This window comes from Stenotrophomonas sp. Steno-C15, assembly GCF_056393265.1.
In genome coordinates this window covers 39798-53349 of sequence record NZ_JBWJPF010000014.1, presented here as the reverse complement: position 1 = coordinate 53349, position 13552 = coordinate 39798, and the positions used below count along the sequence as shown (strand labels likewise).

Annotated in this window: 7 protein-coding genes and 1 riboswitch; of the genes, 6 read left to right on the top strand and 1 reads right to left on the bottom strand. The window is 65.5% G+C overall.

The annotated features are described in order from the left end of the window. Positions 1-240: 240 nt before the first annotated feature. Positions 241-1959 (top strand): gamma-glutamyltransferase, encoded by a 1719-nt coding sequence (ggt, locus tag AC06FB_RS12130; protein WP_053520297.1) that lies wholly within the window; start codon positions 241-243, stop codon positions 1957-1959. Positions 1960-2277: 318 nt separating this feature from the next. Here ggt and AC06FB_RS12125 read toward each other — a convergent pair whose 3' ends face one another. Next, positions 2278-3855 (bottom strand): BCCT family transporter, encoded by a 1578-nt coding sequence (locus AC06FB_RS12125; RefSeq protein WP_053519166.1) that lies wholly within the window; start codon positions 3853-3855, stop codon positions 2278-2280. 244 nt (positions 3856-4099) lie between these two features. Beyond that, positions 4100-4200: riboswitch (TPP riboswitch) on the top strand. Between the two features lie 82 nt (positions 4201-4282). Here AC06FB_RS12125 and thiC point away from each other — a divergent pair. The 5 genes from thiC to AC06FB_RS12100 all read left to right on the top strand — a co-directional run bounded on the left by thiC (position 4283) and on the right by AC06FB_RS12100 (position 13412). Further along, positions 4283-6127: a phosphomethylpyrimidine synthase ThiC gene (gene thiC / locus AC06FB_RS12120; RefSeq protein WP_478053733.1), complete on the top strand. Its 1845-nt coding sequence runs from the start codon at positions 4283-4285 to the stop codon at positions 6125-6127. Between the two features lie 97 nt (positions 6128-6224). Next, on the top strand, positions 6225-6896 hold the full coding sequence (locus AC06FB_RS12115; RefSeq protein WP_053519170.1) for an ion channel: 672 nt from the start codon (positions 6225-6227) through the stop codon (positions 6894-6896). Positions 6897-7156: 260 nt separating this feature from the next. After that, positions 7157-9469 (top strand): winged helix-turn-helix domain-containing protein, encoded by a 2313-nt coding sequence (locus tag AC06FB_RS12110; RefSeq protein ID WP_263175669.1) that lies wholly within the window; start codon positions 7157-7159, stop codon positions 9467-9469. Positions 9470-9583: 114 nt separating this feature from the next. Beyond that, on the top strand, positions 9584-10483 hold the full coding sequence (locus AC06FB_RS12105; RefSeq protein ID WP_053519175.1) for a helix-turn-helix transcriptional regulator: 900 nt from the start codon (positions 9584-9586) through the stop codon (positions 10481-10483). A gap of 49 nt (positions 10484-10532) precedes the next feature. After that, complete coding sequence (locus AC06FB_RS12100; RefSeq protein WP_053519177.1) at positions 10533-13412, top strand: TonB-dependent receptor plug domain-containing protein; 2880 nt, start codon at positions 10533-10535, stop codon at positions 13410-13412. Positions 13413-13552 lie beyond the last annotated feature (140 nt).

The window sequence follows — 13552 nt, the reverse complement described above, 5'->3', positions numbered from 1 at the left end:
CTGCGTCCAGCGGAATCGCTTGTGGCGCAAGGATGGTTGCCGCTGAAAGTGTTTCGGTGAACCCGAATTCACTCCTTTCACCAAGGTTTTTGCGCGGATTTTGGGGGTTCTGCCCGCCGGGCATGACCCGGTGCCGGCAGCGGTCGCCGCGGCCGCCTCGCCCCATGACCTCTGCCCGATACCGCGTGAAGGCCGCAGCGGCGATGATCGGTGCTACCACCCTTCCATCGGAACCCGACTGTGTCCCGACGCCTTGCCCGTTCCCTGCTGGCTGCCGCCGTCCTGGCGGCCATGCCCGCGCTTTCCCTCGCTGCCGACCGCATCACCGGCCACACCTTCGCCACCCGCTCGGAAGTCATCGCGCCTCACGCCATGGCGGCCACTTCGCAGCCACTGGCCACCCAGATCGCACTGGACGTGATGAAATCCGGCGGCTCGGCGGTCGATGCCGCCATCGCCGCCAATGCTGCGCTGGGCCTGATGGAGCCGACCGGCAATGGCATCGGTGGCGATCTGTTCGCCATCGTCTGGGACCCGAAGACACAGAAGCTGTACGGCTACAACGGGTCCGGCCGCTCGCCGAAGTCGCTGACCCTGGCCGAGTTCCAGCGCCGCGGTCTGAAGGAGATCCCGGCGACCGGGCCGTTGCCGGTCTCCGTGCCGGGTGCCGTCGATGGCTGGTTCGCCCTGCATGGCCGCTTTGGCCGCAAGCCCATGGCCGACAATCTTGCGCCCGCCATCCGCTACGCGCGCGAAGGCCACCCGGTGGCCGAGGTGATCGCCTATTACTGGGATCGTTCCGTGCCACGGCTGTCGCAGTATCCCGGCTTCAAGGAACAGTTCACGGTCAACGGGCATGCCCCGCGCAAGGGCGAGATGTGGAAGAACCCGAACCTGGCCGATACGTTGCAGAAGGTGGCCGACGGCGGCCGGGATGCCTTCTACAAGGGCGAGATCGCCCACACCATCGGCGATTACTTCAAGGCCAATGGTGGCTACCTGAGCTACCAGGACATGGCCGACCACCACGGCGAGTGGGTCGAGCCGGTCAGCAGCAACTATCGCGGTTACGACGTATGGGAGTTGCCGCCGAACAGCCAGGGCATCGCCGCGCTGCAGATTCTCAACGTACTTGAAGGCTACGACTTCTCGAAGATTCCATTCGGCTCGCCCGAGCACGTGCATCTGTTCGTGGAGGCCAAGAAGCTGGCCTTCGCCGATCGTGCGCGCTTCTACGCCGACATGGCCTTCCAGCCCGCACCGGTCCAGAAGCTGATTTCCAAGGAGTATGCCGCGCAGCGGCGTGCACTGATTTCCATGGACAAGGCGTTGAAGGAAGTGCAGCCGGGCACGCCGAAGCAGCTGGAGGAGGGCGATACGATCTACATGACCGTGGCCGATGCTGACGGCATGATGGTGTCGCTGATCCAGTCGAACTACCGCGGGATGGGCAGCGGCATGGCGCCACCAGGGCTCGGCTTCATCCTGCAGGACCGCGGCGAGATGTTCGTGCTGCAGAAGAACCATCCGAACGGCTACGCACCGGGCAAGCGCCCGTTCCAGACCATCATTCCGGCGTTCATCACCAAGGATGGAAAGCCCTATGCCAGTTTCGGCGTGATGGGCGGTGCGATGCAGCCGCAGGGCCACGCGCAGATCGTGATGAACCTGGTGGACTTCGGCATGAACCTGCAGGAGGCCGGAGATGCGCCGCGTATCCAGCATGAAGGTTCCACGGAGCCGACCGGTCAGGCCACGGCGATGACCGATGGGGGGGAGGTGAACCTGGAGACGGGCTTCCCGTACGAAACGGTGCGCGCGCTGATGCGCAAGGGGCATCGCATCGTGTTCGCCGACGGTCCGTACGGCGGGTATCAGGCGATCATGCGGGATCCGGACACGGGCGTGTACTACGGCGCGTCGGAGAGTCGGAAGGATGGGCAGGCGGCGGGGTATTGAGGTCCCGGCCACCGCGCTGAGCCCCCTCGCGGCTGATCGCCAGAGCCGATCATGGATTGGGGCGTGCGGATGGGAATGCCGGGGGACGCCGTGAATACGTCCTTGTAGGCTTGGCCGCGGCATCCATGCCGCGGACACCCCCGTCCTTCCCACCCGCACGCCCCCCGACAATTTCCGTGCGCGTCAGCCACGGAAGAGAAAGAAGAAGATCAAAAGCAACAGCAACAGCCGCGCGCTGTGGGTTGGGGTCGGATCCGTCTTCCAGAGGAAACGGATCCGACCCCTTCGTGTTTTTCCGGCGCAGGCTGCCGAACACCCTCAATCCGAATCCTGCGCGCGCGCTGCTTCGGCCTGGGTTTCTTCCTGTGCCGCCATTTCGCGCGCGATCCACGCATCGATCATGTGCCGCTGGCGCTGTGCCTGCCGCCGCTCCCGCGTGTACTCCTGGTCCAGTACCCGGTACAGCGAGACCATCACCAGCACCATCAGCAGCGCGAATGGCAGTGCCGAGATCGTGATCATGCCCTGCAGCGCGTCGAGGCCGCCGGCCAGCAGCAACGCACCTGCGATCAGCGCGATGCCCACACCCCAGGCCAGCTTGCGCTTGGCGGGCGGGTCGCCTGCCTCGTCGGTGGACATGCTGGCCAGCACCAGCACCGCCGAGTCAGCCGAGGTCACGAAGAAGATCATCAGCAGAACCAGCGCGATGCACGACAGCAGCAATGGCAGCGGCATGCTGTCGAACAGGGTGAACAGTACGGTCTCATAGCCGTTGCCCAGCGCCTGTACCAGGTCTGCATGGCCGAAGATCTGCGACCAGATCGCGGTGCCACCGAACACCGAGAACCAGAAGAAGCCCAGCAGCGTCGGCGCCAGTACCACGCCCACCACGAACTCGCGCACGCTGCGGCCACGCGAGATGCGCGCGATGAACGAACCCACGAACGGTGCCCAGGAAATCCACCAGGCCCAGTAGAAGATCGTCCAGTCGGCGACCCACGTACTGGAGGAGAACGGTGACATGCGCAGGCTCATCGTCACCAGCTGGTTCAGGTAGGACCCCAGCGTCGTGGTGAAGGTATTGAAGATCGCGCCGGTCGGCCCGAGCACCAGGACCAGTGCCAGCAGCAGGGCGGCCAGTGCCAGGTTGAAGTTCGACAGCCATTTCACGCCGCGCTCCACGCCGCTGAGGGTGGAGGCCATGTACAACACGAAGGCGACGGCGATGATGGTCAGCTGCAGCGGCACACCGGCATGCACGCCGAACACGCGCTGCATGCCGGCTGCGATCTGGATGGTGCCGAAGCCCAACGTGGTGGCCACACCGATTGCCGTGGCCACCACCGCGGCAATGTTGACAATCCGTCCGATCCAGCCCCGATGATGATGACCGATGATCGGCTGCAGCATGTCGCTGACCAGCCCGCGGCCGTTGCGGTTGAACTGGAACCACGCCATTGCCAGACCGATCAGCGCGTAGATCGCCCACGGATGCAGGCCCCAGTGGAAGAACGCATAGCGCATCGCTGCACGTGCGGCGTCCATGCTTTCCGGTGCCAGTCCTTCTGGCGGCTTGCTGAAGTGGGAGATCGGCTCGGCCGCCCCCCAGAACACCAGGCCGATGCCCATGCCGGCGGCGAACAGCATCGACATCCAGCTGGCCCGCGAGAATTCGGGTTCGGCGTCTTCGCCACCGATGCGCAGGTTGCCGAAGCGGCCGAACGCCAGGTACATCAGGAACACCAGCGCCAGGAACACCACCAGCAGGTACAGCCAGCCGATGCCGCGGATGAGTTCGCCGAGGATGCTCTGCACCACGGCGTTGAAGGGACCGGGTGCTACGCCGGCAAGCAGCACCAGCAACAGGACCAGTGCGATGGAAACACGAAACACCATGAAGGAGCTTCTCCGATCAAAGGGATTGAGGGAGCGAGCAAATGCTTGCAGCGAGGGGCCGGCGGCACTCGAGCGCTAGCCGGGCAGGGGCCGCGATGGCGGCGATGCGTCATCGGTCGCAGCGACACGATGCGCGTGCACGTTACTGAACGCGACGTCATGGTTGCGTTAATTCATCAATGTCGCGTGACGCGCAGCCGCCCCGTGGGCTCGCCCTGTTGCAGGACTTCTATGGTCTAATGCCGGCAAGAAGCGGGGGTACCGCGGCCATCGGCCACGGTTGAGACAGTCCCTTGGAACCTGATCCGGCTCATACCGGCGTAGGGAAGCTTTGCAATGCAACCGAACCCGGACGCGGCCCAAGGGCCGTCCGCGTGCGGGGGCAGTGCGCCGCCGCTTCGTCCCTGACCCTCCTGGACGATGCCCGATGAACGCACAGCTCTCCGCCCTGCAGCAACAGGCCCAGCAACTCTCCGAATCCGTGACCCGGCCGATTCCCGGCTCGCGCAAGATCCATGTCACCGGCTCGCGCCCGGACCTGCGCGTGCCGATGCGCGAGATCGCACTGAGCCGCACGCCGACCCTGTTCGGCGGCGAAGAGAACGCGCCGGTCACGGTGTATGACACCTCCGGCCCCTACACCGATCCTGACGTGCGCATCGACCTGTCCGCGGGCTTGCCGGCCCTGCGCCGTGCCTGGGTCGAAGCGCGGGGTGACACCGAACAGCTTGATGGCCTGAGCTCTTCCTTCGGCCGCGATCGCGAGCACGACCCGAAGCTCGATGCGGTGCGCTTCCCGGCCCGCGGCCTGCCGCGCCGCGCCCGTGCGGGTGGCAATGTCACCCAGATGCACTATGCGCGCCGCGGCATCATCACGCCTGAGATTGAATTCGTCGCCATCCGCGAGAACCAGCGGCTGGACGCGATCCGCGATGCAGGCCTGCTGCAGCAGCATCCGGGCGAAGCCTTCGGCGCATCCATCCAGAAGATCATCACCCCGGAGTTCGTCCGCGACGAAATCGCCCGTGGCCGGGCGGTGCTGCCCAACAACATCAACCACCCGGAAAGCGAGCCGATGATCATCGGCCGCAACTTCCTGACCAAGATCAACGCCAACATCGGCAACAGCGCGGTGTCATCGGGCATTGCCGAGGAAGTGGAGAAGCTGGTGTGGGCGATCCGCTGGGGGGGCGATACGGTGATGGACCTGTCCACCGGCAAGCACATCCACGAGACCCGCGAGTGGATCATCCGCAACTCGCCGGTGGCGATCGGCACGGTGCCGATCTATCAGGCCCTGGAGAAGGTCGATGGCCGTGCCGAGGCACTGACCTGGGAGATCTTCCGCGACACGTTGATCGAACAGGCCGAACAGGGCGTGGACTACTTCACCATCCATGCCGGCGTGCTGCTGCGCTACGTGCCGCTGACCGCCAAGCGGGTGACCGGCATCGTCAGTCGCGGCGGCTCGATCATGGCCAAGTGGTGCCTGGCCCATCACAAGGAGAATTTCCTCTACACGCACTTCGAAGACATCTGCGAAATCATGAAGGCCTACGACGTGACCTTCTCGCTGGGCGATGGGCTGCGCCCGGGCTGCATCGCAGACGCCAACGACGCGGCGCAGTTCGGCGAGCTGGAAACGCTGGGCGAGCTGACGAAGATCGCATGGAAGCATGACGTGCAGACGATGATCGAAGGTCCCGGGCACGTGCCGATGCAGCTGATCAAGGAAAACATGGACAAGCAGCTGCGCGAATGTGGTGAGGCTCCGTTCTATACGCTGGGGCCGCTGACCACGGACATCGCGCCCGGCTATGACCACATCACCAGTGCCATCGGCGCAGCGATGATCGGTTGGTTCGGTACCGCGATGCTCTGCTACGTGACGCCGAAGGAACACCTTGGCCTGCCCAACCGCCAGGATGTGCGCGACGGCATCATGGCCTATCGCATCGCCGCACATGCGGCCGACCTGGCCAAGGGGCATCCGGGCGCGCAGGTCCGCGACAACGCATTGAGCAAAGCGCGCTTCGAGTTCCGTTGGGAAGACCAGTTCCACCTCGGGCTGGACCCGGAGAAGGCAAAGGAATTCCATGACGAGACGCTGCCCAAGGACGCGCACAAGCTGGCGCACTTCTGCTCGATGTGCGGGCCGCACTTCTGCTCGATGAAGATCACCCAGGACGTGCGGGAGTACGCCGAGGCCGGAATGAAGGAGAAGTCCGAGCAGTTCCGCGCTGCGGGCGCGGAGGTCTACCAGCAGGGCTGACCGGACTGGCGTCGCCGGGCGTGCCCCGGCGGCGCTGCATCGCACGCCTCACGCGCATCCCGTTATCCTCCGCCCATCTTTCCGGGGAAGGGACGCCATGCCTGTTGCCGTGACCACCCGCTGGCTGGCCATCGCCCGCCGCCATCCGTCCGCGTGGCTGCTGGGCGCGCAGCTGCTGGCGGTGATGCTGTATCCCGCGCTGGACGACACGGCCGCCGGCCGCGCCGCATTGGGCATGTTTGGAATGGCGGTGCTGGGCTTGGCGTTGTGGGTGGTCCAGCGCAGCCCGTTGGGTACATGGCTGGCACTGCTGCTGGCGATTCCGGCGGTGGTGTTCTCCATCGCCGGCGCGCTGCTGGACCGCGCCGCGCTGGTGACCACCGCGCAGCTGCTGGAGAGCCTGCTCTACTTCTATACGGCCGGCGCGCTGATCGCCTACATGCTGCAGGACCACAAAGTCACCCGCGACGAACTGTTTGCGGCCGGCGCCACCTTCACGTTGCTGGCGTGGGCATTCGCCTTCGCATTTGGGGTGTGCCAACAGTGGTATCCGGGCAGTTTCCAGGGCAGCAGCGAGGGACCTCAGCGAAGCTGGATGGAGCTGCTTTATCTGAGCTTCAGCTTGCTGTCCGGGGTCGGCCTGAGCGATGTCGTGCCGCTGCATCCGCAGGCACGCGCACTGGTCATGCTGGAGCAGTTCTCAGGCGTGATGTACGTGGCTTTGGTGGTTTCGCGGCTGGTCGGATTGACCATGCTGCGGCGCTTCTGAAAATGAATGGCAGATAAAAATTTCGCGCCCGAAAGGGCGCGAATGATGGTGCGAAGTTATGTGAATGCGTCGGCGAGAGAGAGCCTGATGTCGACCACGCGATAGGCGAGGTAACCGGCATAGGCTAGTATTCGCGCGCTCCATTGTTTTTGCGGTATGCGCCGATGCTTTGTGCGGAGTCTGGCTTTTCGCTGTTCCCCGTTGGGGACGGTATCGAAGGCGAACACTGCCCGGAAACTGTCTCTACTGTTTAGCAAAAAATGAACCGCAGCGAAATCCAGCCCACCGAATCTGATCGGATCCGGATTGGCGAATGTGTCGTCACTTTGTCCTCGCGAGAGGTCGAAGTTGCCGGCGCGCGTCGCCCGCGCCGGCTGACGCCGAAGGCGCTGGGCGTGCTGCGTGTGCTGCTGCGGCAACCCGGGCGCGTGGTCACCCGCGAAGAACTGTTCGCCGAGGTGTGGCCCGATACGCTGCCCACCAACGATGTGCTGACGCAGGCGGTCACCCAGCTGCGCAAAGCCTTCGCCAACGACGATGACAACGGCCAGGCGTATATCGAGACGATCGCCAAGACCGGCTACCGCCTGCGCGTGCCGGTGCAGGCCATGCCCGAGCCCGAAGCGGAACTGGCGGTCGATGCCGAAGGCGCGGCTGGCGATTCCAACGCGGTCGTGGAAGTGCACACGCCAGCCCCGGAGGACATGCGACGCCGTCGCTGGCGCTACCTGCGACGTCGATTGTTGCTGGTGCTGGGCCTGTTGATGCTGGCCGCACTGCTGGTGATGACGGTCCTGCTGCTGCGCCGTGCGCCGGCCAGCTCTCCGGTGGAGGCGGCGGTGGAGAACGGCACGCGGGTGATCGGCAGCCCGCAGCGGCCCTATCGGCTGATCACCGCCACCGCAGGCTTCGAAACCTATCCCACGCTGTCGCCGGATGGTTCGCAGGTGGCCTACGAAGGTGCCAGCGAGGATGGCCTGGGCGGCGGTGCGATCAAGGTACAGACGTCCGGCAACGCGCCGGCGCGGCAGCTGCTTGTTCCTCCTGCGGGCGCGGTTGATCGCTTCCCGAACTGGTCGCCGGATGGACGCGACATCGCCTTTGCCCGCTTCTCCGCCGATGGGGGTTGTCAGGTGCTGATCGCCAGTGCGACCGGCGGCGCGTTGCGCCAGGCCACGCGCTGCGATGGCACCGAGCTGCTCAGCTTCGACTGGACACCCGACGGGCGCGGCCTGGTATTCGGCAGCATGGTGGGCCGCTATGCCCACCGCGGTATCCGAGTACTCGATCTGGCCAGCGGACAGTGGCAGCCGCTGCAGTACGCCGTCGATCAGGACGATTTCGATTACGCGCCGCGCTATTCGCCGGACGGCAAATGGCTGGTGTTCGTGCGCAACCCTCAGATGGGCGACCTGTGGCGGGTTCCTGCCGCGGGTGGCACGCCGGAGCAGCTGACCAGCGAGTCGGCCGAGCTGCGCGGATGGGCCTGGCTTGGCGACGGCCGCACCATCGTGTTCGGCCGCCGGGTCGACAGCGAGGTGCGGCTCTATTACCTCGACATCGAGCGGCGCACGCTGCGTGATGCCGGACTGGATGACGCGCAGTGGCCGGCGGTATCGCGGCATGGCGGCATGCTGGCCTTCGTCCATCGCCGTGCACAGTTCGGCGTGTTCAAGGTGCCGATGCAGGGCGGTGAACCGGAGCGCCTGTTTGCGTCCAGCGGCCGCGACGGTCAACCGATGGCAGCACCGGACGGTCGCCAGCTGGTATTCACCTCTGACCGCTCGGGCAGCTTCGCTCTCTGGTGGGCGGACATGCAACGCCCCGATTCGCTGCGGCCGATCGAGGGCCTGCGCCCGGAAGCACGGCAGGCCCCCGATTGGTCGGCCGACAGCCGGCAACTTCTGGTGGTTGGGCGCGATGCACACGGTCGCGCGGTGGTCTACGAGATCGCACCCCGCGACGAGCGTCTGCAACCGCTGCCCGTGCCCGCCGAACAGCCGCTGCAGGCGCTGTATGGCGCCACGCCCGAGCAGCTGCTGGTGGTCGAACGTGATGCCGACCAGCGTACGCGGCTCAGTCTGTTCGATCGCAGCACCCAACCCTGGCGGCGGCTGGCGAGCATCGACGGCGTCTCCCAGGTCCGCTTTGACCGCGCAGGCCGTCGGGTGCTGTTCACCCGCCTGGCGGCGGAGGGGTTGTGGGCGGCGGACGCGGCGCTGTCCCCGGACAGCGTGCGGCAGATCAGCGAGGACAAACCCAGCCGCTGGCGCTACCGCTCGTGGACGGTTGCCGGCCACGACAGCATCGGCTATCTCGGCAGTTCCACCCGCTGCAGCACCATCCTCGTCCGCATCGCCGCCGGGCAGGAGGATGCCGGGCGCTGCCTGGACGCGCAGCGCTTGAGCGCGAGCAACGGACTCAGCGCCAGCGCAGACGGGACGGCCCTGTTTGTCGCTCTGGCAGTCAGTGATGGCGCCGACATCGGCGTGATGCGGCTGCCCGAAAAGGCGCCAGCGCTGTTCCCGGCCTTCTCCAAGATGTTGATGTTCAAGGGAAATGGGCCTTCGTAATTTTTTCGTCGGGATCTCGCCGCGAATTCGTGGCGATCTCGTCGGTCTTTCCTGACGCGGTGCCGCCTGATTGGGCAAAACGGAGGCCTGTACTTGGCAAATCCGTGGTGCACCATGCGTCAACTCTCACTGGCCGATCGTGGCCAATCCGTCTCCCTGGACAAGGCACTCGATGACGTCGTGCCGACCTGCCTGGGCGTGGCCCGGCTCGGCAGCCTGCAGACCGCGGGCAGCAGCTTCACCGTGTGGATGCAGGTGCGCGGCAGCTCCTGGGTGGAGGCCAAGGAGGGGCGCTTCCGCCTGCGCCACGGCGAATGGATCGCGTTCGAGAAGGAATCGCGCCCGCTGGTGCAGGCAGGGCGCAACGGGCTGTGCATCGGCCTGAACCTGAACGTGGAAGCGCTGCGTGTGCTGGCGGAGATGGCCGACTGCGGCCTGTACGCGGGCCGCGGCCGGATGGGCCGCAGTGACGCTCGCGTCGCGCTGCGCCTGTGGCGTGATGCCTTGGCCAGTGGCCACCCGGCGCAGCACCTGCGCCCGCTGCTGCTGCATCTGGCCGGCCTGCAGCGTGGATTGGCCGACAACGTGCAGCGCTGCCCTGGCCGTTCGCGCAGCCGCAAGCGCCAGGTGTTCGGTCGCATGCAGCGCGCCCGCCTCTATCTGGAAGGCAACAGCCACCGCGTCGTACGCATCGGCGAACTGGCCGAGCTGACCAACTTCTCCAGCTGGTATCTCTCCAAGACGTTCCAGAGCCTGTATGAAGAAAGCCCGCAGTCGCTTTCGGCACGGCTGCGCCTGGAGCGCGCCGCCGACCTGCTGCGCGACACCGACATGATGGTGGGAGAGGTCGCCGCGGCCAGTGGTTTCGACAACTGCTGCAGCTTCGCCCGGGCGTTCCGCGCCCGCTACGGGCAGTCCGCTTCGCGCTTCAGGGAAAACGGCGGCTTGCTCCCGCCACAATCCGCAAAGTCTCTGGTTGGTTCGCGCAAATACAGCGCTGCAACGCAATCGTAACGTGCTGGGGTGTTTTAACACGCTGCTAACACGTACCTTGGAGAGATTGATGAACGTTCGTAACCCCGCAGTGCGGTTCGGCCTGCTGCCGGCCGGCATTGCGCTGGCGCTGGCGCCCGCCTTCGCTTCCGCACAGGAAGCACCGGAAGCAAAGGGCACCACCGACCTGGACCGCATTTCGGTCACCGGCTCGCGCATCCGCGGCGCTGCCGTTGAAACCCAGCAGCCGATCGTCACCCTGAGCCGTGAGAACCTGGAAAAGCAGGGTTACACCTCGGTTGCCGACGTCCTGCAGAACCTGACCTCGGCCGGCTCCCCGGCCATCTCCCGTTCGGAGTCGCTGGCTTCGGGCGAAAACGTCGGTGGCTACTACGTCGACATCCGCAACCTGGGCGCGCAGCGCACCCTGGTGCTGATGAACGGCAAGCGCCTGGGCGCGACCACCGCCGGCTACCAGGATCTGAGCCAGATCCCGATGGCCGCCATCGAGCGCATCGAGATCCTGAAGGACGGCGCCTCGGCCATCTACGGTTCGGACGCCATCGCGGCCGTGGTCAACGTGATCACCCGCAAGCGCTTCGACGGCGCTGAAGCCAGCGTCTATGTCGGTCAGTACGGCAAGGGCGACGGCGACACCGAAACCTATTCGTTCACCCTCGGCAGCATGGGCGAGCGCGGCGGTGTCACCATGTCCGCCGAGTACTCCAAGCAGGATCCGGTGTGGGCGAAGGACCGTTGGTTCAGCCGTGACGGCAACGCCGGCCCGAACTACCCGGGTTCGGGCGCCAGCCCGATCAACCAGAAGGGTGGCTTCTGCGACCCGTGCGTCACCCCGAACCTGAAGCAGGGCGAGCCGGGCTATGTCGGCCCGAGCGACCAGCGCTGGTACACCCTGCGTGATGGCGGCAACCCGGCCAACCGCGCCGACTACCGTCTGGAAACCTCCGCTGACGCCGTCAATGCCAACCAGCAGATGATGGTGCAGACCGGTATCGAGCGTAAGTCGCTGTACGTCAACGGCAACTACGACTTCACCGACGCGATCTCGTTCAACGCTGACGTGCTCTACAACGAGCGCAACACCACCCAGCAGATCGCAGGCTATCCGTACCAGTCGGCATCCTTCGACACCCCGCTGTCGGCCGACAGCGCGTTCAACCCGACCGGTGAAGACCTGACCTTCCGCCGCCGTCTGTGGGAAGTGCCGCGCACCACCGAAAGCCAGGTCAAGACCCTGCGCTTCGCCCCGAGCATCAGCGGCTTCTTCGACTTCGCCGGCAAGACCTTCGACTGGGACGTCGGCGCGCTGTGGAACCGCAACGAAACCACCAAGCGTGGTCACGGCGACATGAGCCTGATCGCATCGGAACAGGCGCTGGGCGCTTCGTTCATCGGTGCTGATGGCGTCGCCCGCTGCGGCACCAGCATGTCCGATCCGCTCGCCACCAGCGGCTGCCGTCCGTGGAACCCGCTGCTGCCGTTCGGCGTTGCCGGTGCCGGTTCGCTGGCCGACCAGGCCACCCAGGACTTCCTGTTCCCGTACTTCACCGATACCGGTCTGACCAAGACCACCAGCTTCACCGCCAACCTGTCGGGTTCGATCGTGACCCTGCCGGCCGGTGACCTGGGCTTCGCCGTGGGCGTCGAGCACCGCAAGGAAGAAGGCCGCTTCTCGCCGGACGCCTTCGCACAGTCGGGCCAGTCCACCGGCCTGGGCGCGCAGACCACCCAGGGTGAGTACTCGCTGGACGAGGTCTACCTGGAACTGAACGTGCCGGTCCTGGCGGACATGCCGTTTGCCAAGGAACTGACCCTGAATGCTGCGACCCGTTACTCGGATTACAGCAACTTCGGCGACACCCTGAACTCGAAGTTCGGCTTCACCTGGCGTCCGCTGGACGAGCTGCTGGTTCGCGGTACCTGGGCTGAGGGCTTCCGTGCTCCGACCATCGACAACCTGTACGGTGGCCTGAGCAGCAGCTTCGAGTCGTACACCGATCCGTGCGGCATCACCGCGCCGGGTTCGGTCAACGGCAACGCGGCCTGCTCGGCGGCGGGCGTCCCGGTCGGTTACACCCAGCTGGGCCAGGGCCTGATTCCGTGCACCTCGACCCCGTGTGCGACGCCGGACCAGTTCATCTCGGGTGCCAACCCGAACCTGACCCCGGAAACCTCCAAGAGCACCACCGTCGGCCTGGTCTGGAGCCCGCGCTGGGTGCAGGGCCTGGACATCTCGCTGGACTGGTACAAGTACGAAATCAGCGACATGATCATCGCTGACAGCGTCGACCGCATCCTGCGTGACTGCTACGTGCTGGGCGATGCTTCGCGTTGCGCCGCGCACACCCGTGCAGGCGATGGCCACATCAACGGCATGACCTACGGCCTGGCCAACCTCGGCCAGATGGAAACCCAGGGCTACGACCTGGGCATCAAGTACCGCCTGCCGGAGCTGGCCATCGGCCAGTTCGCGATCGACTGGCAGACGAGCTACCTGGCCAAGTACGACGAGCAGGGCCAGAACGCTGACGGTGACAACATCACCATCGGCCGTGTCGGTGAGCCGGGCCTGTTCCGCGTGCGTTCGAACCTGGGCCTGACCTGGTCGAAGGGTGACTTCGGCGTGGCGTACACCGCGCGTTACTACTCGGGCATGAACGAAGCCTGCGTGGCCAACCGTCCGTGCGACGACGCCGACCGCTACCAGAACGGTGAGAAGTCGCCGCTGCGCAAGACCGGCTCCAACACCTTCCACGACCTGCAGGTCAGCTGGAAGGCACCGTGGGATGCCACCATCGCGCTGGGCGCCAACAACGTGTTCGACCACAAGGGTCCGATCATGTTCACCCAGCCGAACTCGAGCTTCGCCTACTACGGCGGCTTCGACGTGGGTCGCTTCCTGTACATGAAGTACACCCAGCGCTTCTGATCCATCGAAGTGCGATAGCAGAACGAGGAGGGCGGACCGCAAGGTCCGCCCTTTTCGTTTCTGTAAGGGAATTCTGATCAGGTCGGGAAAGTGAGTGCGGTCACTGTCTGCTCTTGTCGCATTCAGCACAGTAGGTGCGT

Coding starts and splice junctions, on each gene's coding strand:
- AC06FB_RS12125 (WP_053519166.1), bottom strand. CDS start 3,855: ATGGTGTTTCGTGTTTCCATCGCACTGGTCCTGTTGCTGGTGCTGCTT.
- thiC (WP_478053733.1), top strand. CDS start 4,283: ATGAACGCACAGCTCTCCGCCCTGCAGCAACAGGCCCAGCAACTCTCC.
- AC06FB_RS12115 (WP_053519170.1), top strand. CDS start 6,225: ATGCCTGTTGCCGTGACCACCCGCTGGCTGGCCATCGCCCGCCGCCAT.
- AC06FB_RS12110 (WP_263175669.1), top strand. CDS start 7,157: ATGAACCGCAGCGAAATCCAGCCCACCGAATCTGATCGGATCCGGATT.
- AC06FB_RS12105 (WP_053519175.1), top strand. CDS start 9,584: ATGCGTCAACTCTCACTGGCCGATCGTGGCCAATCCGTCTCCCTGGAC.
- AC06FB_RS12100 (WP_053519177.1), top strand. CDS start 10,533: ATGAACGTTCGTAACCCCGCAGTGCGGTTCGGCCTGCTGCCGGCCGGC.